This window comes from Armatimonas sp. (genome assembly GCF_043757465.1).
Lineage (GTDB): Bacteria > Armatimonadota > Armatimonadia > Armatimonadales > Armatimonadaceae > Armatimonas.
On sequence record NZ_JAYVPL010000071.1, the window covers coordinates 1 to 6,240 of the forward strand.

The 6,240-nt window shown below is 57.2% G+C and carries 4 protein-coding genes; all 4 read left to right on the forward strand.

Annotated elements, in window-relative coordinates; genetic code table 11:
- The coding region (locus tag ACH2ED_RS09140) for a tetratricopeptide repeat protein (RefSeq protein WP_395090402.1) at positions 1-3,294 on the forward strand (3,294 nt) is incomplete at its 5' end.
- Positions 3,295-3,470: 176 nt separating this feature from the next.
- On the forward strand, positions 3,471-4,499 hold the full coding sequence (locus ACH2ED_RS09145; protein WP_395090404.1) for a PxKF domain-containing protein: 1,029 nt from the start codon (positions 3,471-3,473) through the stop codon (positions 4,497-4,499).
- Between the two features lie 22 nt (positions 4,500-4,521).
- Positions 4,522-5,934, forward strand: a complete 1,413-nt coding sequence (locus ACH2ED_RS09150; RefSeq protein ID WP_395090406.1) for a PKD domain-containing protein — start codon at positions 4,522-4,524, stop codon at positions 5,932-5,934.
- A 66-nt stretch (positions 5,935-6,000) separates the two neighbouring features.
- Positions 6,001-6,156 (forward strand): hypothetical protein, encoded by a 156-nt coding sequence (locus tag ACH2ED_RS09155; RefSeq protein WP_395090407.1) that lies wholly within the window; start codon positions 6,001-6,003, stop codon positions 6,154-6,156.
- The last annotated feature ends 84 nt before the right edge of the window (positions 6,157-6,240 follow it).

Consider the following 6,240-nt stretch of genomic DNA (forward strand, 5'->3'; position numbering starts at 1 on the left):
GGACTACGACTCCAGCAACAAGAGCGACTCATCACCCGATTCCGCACCCAGAAGACAGGTGGACTCCTGGCCTACCTTGCCTACCACAGGCAGCAAAGCCACGCTCGCGAGGTTCTTATCGAACTCTTCTGGCCCGAGACAACCCCAGAGTCGGGACGCCACAACCTAAGCCATGCACTCTCCTCACTCAGAAGCCTACTGGAGCCACCGGGAGTGCCCGCAGGTACTGTCCTGATCGCGGATCGCTTCACCGTCGAGCTTAACCCCGAGGCCTTCACCACCGATGTTGCCCAGTTCGAACAGGCACTTCGTGCCGCTGCGCAAGCACGAAACACCCCTGAACACGCGCCGCTCCTGGCACTTGCCCTAGAGAAATGCACCGGAGAGCTCCTCCCGGGCTACTACGAAGACTGGATCGAGCCCGCTCAGGAGCGCATCCGACAGCGCTACCAGCAGGCACACACACAGCTCGATTCCCTACGAAGTACAGAAGCCTTCGCCAGGGTCCCCACTCCCGTCACGCCTGCCGTTCCCAAGACTCTCCCCAGCGCACTTCCCACCGGAACCGTCACTTTTCTTTTCACGGATATTGAGGGAAGTACTCGTCTCTGGGAGCGTGTGGGTGATACCTTTCGTACGGCTTTGTCCACCCATCATACACTCCTGCGTCGTGAGTTTAGGCGTCGTGGGGGACATGAAGTCAAGGAGGCGGGAGACTCTTTCCTGGTCGCGTTTGCCAGTGTCGGCGATGCTCTTGACTGTGCAATTGCTTGCCAGCGTGCTCTGGATACGCAAAGCTGGCCCGACGAGCTCGGCTCTTTGCGCGTACGCATGGCGCTCCACACCGGGGATGTCGAGCTGGTAGGCGGCGAGTACCACGGCATTATGCTCCACCGCGCGGCGCGAATGCTCTCGGCGGCACACGGGGGGCAGATCCTCTGCTCCGAGGCGACCAGTAACCTGCTGGTACGGGACTTAGAGCCGCAGGTAACCCTCAAGGATCTAGGTATCTGGCGACTACGCGATATCCAGGAGCCCGAGCGCCTCTTCCAGGCCAGCTACCCGGATCGCTCCCTTGCGGAGTTCCCCCCGCTCAATGCCTCCCCAGCCCACAGCACACACCTTCCGTTGCAGTTTACGCGCTTCTTCGGACGGGAGACGGAGATCACCCAGCTTGTGGAGCTTCTCGCCTCGCCCCAGACCCGCCTCCTGACCCTGACTGGGCCAGGCGGCACGGGCAAGACACGGCTTAGTTTGGAGGCGGCGGGACGCTTCGCCGGGTCGTTTGCCGGTGCGGTCTGGTTTGTGCCACTGGCGGATCTGAGCGATCCAAGCCTGATTCCCACGGCGATTCTGCAAGCGATGAGCATATCGCTCTCGGGGAGCACGGAGCCGCTGGAGCAAGCTGTCTCGGTATTGAACAAACGGCCCACGCTTCTGATCCTGGACAACTTCGAGCAGCTCGTGGAGGGCGGTGTGGAGCTGGTGCAGACGCTGCTGAGCCGGGTTGGCACACTTCAGTGCCTGGTGACCTCGCGCCAGCTATTGGGATTACCGGGCGAGGTGGAGTTTACCGTGTCTCCTCTTGCCACGCCCAACGGAAGCGATACGCCGGAGCGTCTTGGCCTGTTTGAGAGTGTGCGGCTCTTCGTGGACCGTGCTCAAGCAGCCAAGCCGGACTTTCGGATCACCAACAGCAACGCACCTGCGGTTGCGGAGCTGTGCGACCGTCTTGAGGGAATCCCGCTCGCCATCGAGCTTGCGGCGGCGCGTGCGCTGGTTCTCTCACCGTCCCAGATGCTGGCGCAGCTCGGGAATCGCTTCGAGTTTTTAGTGAGCCGCAAGCGTGGTCTTAAGGAGCGTCATCGGACGCTCCGTGCGGCGATTGACTGGAGCTATCGCCTGCTGACACCAGATGTTCAGCGTTTCTTCTGCCAGCTGTGTGTGTTTCGTGGTGGCTGGTCTCTGGAGGCGGCGGAGGAAGTCTGCGACGAGCCCCTCGCACTGGACATGCTGGCGCAGCTTCGCGAGTGCTCGCTCCTCACAACGGTTGAGAGTGAGAGTGGTATTCGTTTTCGCATCTTGGAGACGCTACGCGAGTACGCAGAAAACCAACTTTTCCCCCAGGAGCTGGCAATCCTGCGGGAGCGACACGCCCAGTTCTTTGTCGCATTGGCAGAGGAAGCAAAACCCCACATGACGGGGCAAGAACAGCCCTTGTGGCTGGATCGTCTGGAGGCTGAGCTGGATAACGTCCGCGGCGTACTCCTCTGGTCTTGCTCGGAGGCCGGAGATGTGGGAGCCGGACTCAGGATTGCCGCAGGATACTGGCACTTGTGGGTGGTACGCGGTTATGTCACGGAGGGGAGAAAATGGCTCAGCGGTCTGTTCGTCAGGGACATGAGTGACCAAGATGCAGGAATCAGGGCCGAAGTTCTCCATGCCTCAGGGACGATGGCTTTGTATGAGGCCGACAACACTGTCGTCCGAGCGCACCTAGAGGAAAGCCTCGCGATTTCTAGGGAGCAGGGTGATGTGGAAAATAGCGCCAAAACACAGGCGCGACTTGCCACCCTCGCCCAACATAACCGTGATTATCTTACTGCACGGGTTCTCCTTGAGGAGTGCCTAACAGTCTACCGTGGCCTCGGTAATAAACGAGGGATTGCCAATACCCAGTTCCGACTAGGGCATATCGCCTATAACCTGGGCGACTTTCTGACTGCCCAGAAGCTCATGATGGAAAGCTTCCCGGTTTTGCGCGAGGTAGGTGACCAGAGAATCCTTGCGTCGGCGCTGCTTACCCTCGGTAGCTGGGCCTTGGAACAGGAGGACTACTCTGCCGCGCAAGAGTACCTGGAGGAGAGCCTGAAGACGTTCCGAGCTGTCGGCGATCAAGTAGGTATCGCTTGGGCGCTCCTTAACCAGGGAAGTACCGCTCGGGCGTTGAAAGACCTGACGACTGCCCGAGAGCGCACCTTGCAGGGTCTGGGAATATTTCGAAAATTGAGTCATCCCGGCAATACGACGATAGCAATCGAGCACCTTACACACATTACTTTCCAGCTCGGCGAGCTGGTTCGAGCCGCACGGCTCTGGGGCGCGGCAGAGCGACAGAGGGAGGAAATGGGTTGGGGAGATATCTCCAGCGAGTTCGTCCACCATGCCCAGGCAATCGCCGCTGCCCGCGAAGCCCTCGGCGACAACAAAGCCTTCGACCATGCGTGGCAGGAAGGCCGCGCCATGACTCGGGAGCAGGCCGTTGCCTACGCCCTAGAGGAGAGCGGCGAGTAGGTCACTTTCTCCAGCAATACCGTCGCCGTTTCGGCAAAATGCCCCTTTTCAGGGCTTTCCCTTCTCAAATCTCGCCCTTATACTTTTTGGGAGAGTTTTGGGAGAGCGGCAGTTTAGAATGCCTCATACGCTACGCAACCAGGTTGTTGCCCGTAGCGAAGAAAGGTTTCCGAATCATGAACACATTTCGGTATGGCAGCCAAGCTGCCCGATTTTTCAAGCTTTTGCTTGTTTTCGTCGTGCTCCTCACTGCTTCTGCCAGCAAGGCTATGGCAGACTACAACGCGAGCCGCGACTTCAGTATCACAAACGGCAACCCCAATGGCGTCTGGGGCTATGGCCACAGCACAACGCTGGGTGGTGCTTACTTACCCAACGTCTATGCGGTCCCTTTGGTCGCCAACGTTGTCGATTTCTGGAGTGCAGATATCAATGGCTCTCTAACACCTCACGTCAGCAAGAACGTGATCAACGCCATCGTTCCGATCGGCACTGTCGTGCTGCAGCCGCTCCAGTTACTGATGCACCCTGGGCCGAATAATGAGTATAGTGTATTGAGATTCAACGCTCCCTGCTGTGGCCAGTACGATTTCACGGCTGGCTTTGTTGGTGTGGACTGGATCGGCACCACTACAGACGTTCATATATTGAAGAACGGCGTAGTCATCTGGTCAGGTTCCATCAATGGTTTTCGTAATACTACTTCTACAGCAGGCACCGTACAGCTTGACTGCGGCGACACGCTAGACATCGCCGTAGGGTCAGGGTCTAATAGGAGCTACTACTTCGACACAACGGGTGTTGAGTTTGTCGTCACACCGGGGCCAGGAACGCAGCTTGGTTTCGAGGGTTTTCTCTCTCCCATCGGCGGCGCGGATGCCACGGGTGGCAGTTTTGCAAGTCCCCTTCTGAGCCGCAAACTCGGTAGCAATATCCCCGTCAAGTTCCGAGCCTTCTGTTGCGAGAACGACATATTGACAGGTATCCACACGCTTCAGGCCATCAAGTACACTAGCGCAACCACGTCGAATCCCCCCATCAACGCTACTTCAACCGATGCCGCCACAACCAGCAACCAGTTCAGACTCACCGGTAGCCAGTGGCACTTCAACCTCGATACTGGCTTCCTCTCAAAGGGCACTTGGAAGCTCATCGCAACCCTCTCCGACGGCAGTACGCACACCGTCTGGATCAAGCTTAACTAAAGCACATCAGGGAGAAACAGACATGATGATCAACCATTTGATGAAGCGCACTCTGGGCCTACTTGCGTGCGTTCTCATGCTTATCTCGACCGCAATGGCACAAACCACGTTCTTTGCTACGCAACAGAACGCGGCACGACAATCCATCCTCTACCGTTTCACGGCCACAAGCTCTGTCAGTACGTTTTTGTTGACAAATGGACTCAGCGGTATGACGACGGTTCCTAGTGGCGTCTCTGTTGGCAATATGAACGGAGGAGCACGTGGGGGGGATGTCATCGGCTTCACGGGCATTGGTATCTACCGGCTAGACGACGCGTTTGGCACAAATCCAAACCTAGTCCAAATCGGAGTGACCAACACCCTTCCGGCCTCTCCGGTGTTTGTCGGCAATCGCCTCTTTTCTATTGGTGGTGCACTGCCCTTGGGCGTTTACATCACCGAAGTGGATCCCGTTACCTTTACTGAAATCAGCCGTGAGCCAACCGGCATCTTTCAGGGCTCCGGAGGAATGTTTCATGTCAGTGGACTCACGTTCCGATATGTTGTGCAACTGACAGATCGCCTGTATGAGTACACTCTGGGTAGTGGAAATACCTCCACGAATCTGGGCGCGACGGCATCCCACGACTATGCAGGCCTGGAAAAGTATGACGGTACCGTCTACGCTACCTTCGCGTTATCCCAGACCTCGTCACAGGCCAAACGGTTTAGTTTTGGCACGATTGATCCAAACACCGGTGCCTACACACAACTCCGTGACCTCGATTCGTACCAGGAAGGGATCACTGCATTAACGGTTGCAACGCCCAACCATGCGCCTGTCGCGAATGCGGGCACCGATATGCTGGTGAGTTGTTGCAGCTCCGCGACACTCAACGGGAGTGCCTCCTCTGACCCCGATGGCGATATGCTGACCTACGAATGGTACGAGGGAACCACATTGCTCTCAAACGCCGTGAGTCCAACCTTGGCGCTGAGTGCGGGAATTCATAACCTCACTCTCACCATCACAGACCCGTCGGGAGCATCAAGCTCCGATACTGTCCAAGTCACGGTCGAGGCGTTCGGATTTGATGGATTCCTAAGCCCCATCAACGGCGCGGACGCAACCGGCGGTAGCTATGCAAGCCCCTTGCTAACTCACAAACAGGGGAGCGCAATCCCCGTCAAGTTCCGTGGCTCTTGCTGTGGCAACGATGTCCTATCCGGAGTTCACACACTTCAGGCCATCAAGTACACCAGCGCAACCGCGTCAAATCCCCCCATCAACGCCACTTCAACCGATGCCGCCACAACCGGCAATCAGTTCCGACTCACCGGTAGCCAGTGGCACTTCAACCTCGATACCGGCTTCCTCTCCAAAGGAACCTGGAAGCTCGTCGCCACACTGTCCGATGGCAGTACACACTTTGTTTGGGTTACGCTAAAATAGCGTGTTACTCAGGGCGAGGAGGCGACAAACGCCTCCTCGCCCTCTAGGAAAGAAAACGAGGATACGATGAAAGTACAAGTTCACTCACTCCTGCTCGCTGCGGGGGCATTGTTTCTGGGAGTCGCCACGGCGCAAGCCCAGACAACGACGCGCGTCTCTGTTGCCACCGGGGGCACACAAGCAAATGGGGAGAGCCCGTTTGCAGGCGCTAAGGGCTCGTAAAAAAATAATCTCCCTCCTCTGGTAAAATAGAAAATATCGAGATTTCTATGTCCAACGTAATTTCTATGTCCAACGTAATATTCA

Excerpts from the sequence above, each read along its gene's own strand:
- ACH2ED_RS09145 (WP_395090404.1), top strand. The coding sequence starts at position 3,471 with ATGAACACATTTCGGTATGGCAGCCAAGCTGCCCGATTTTTCAAGCTT.
- ACH2ED_RS09150 (WP_395090406.1), top strand. The coding sequence starts at position 4,522 with ATGATGATCAACCATTTGATGAAGCGCACTCTGGGCCTACTTGCGTGC.
- ACH2ED_RS09155 (WP_395090407.1), top strand. The coding sequence starts at position 6,001 with ATGAAAGTACAAGTTCACTCACTCCTGCTCGCTGCGGGGGCATTGTTT.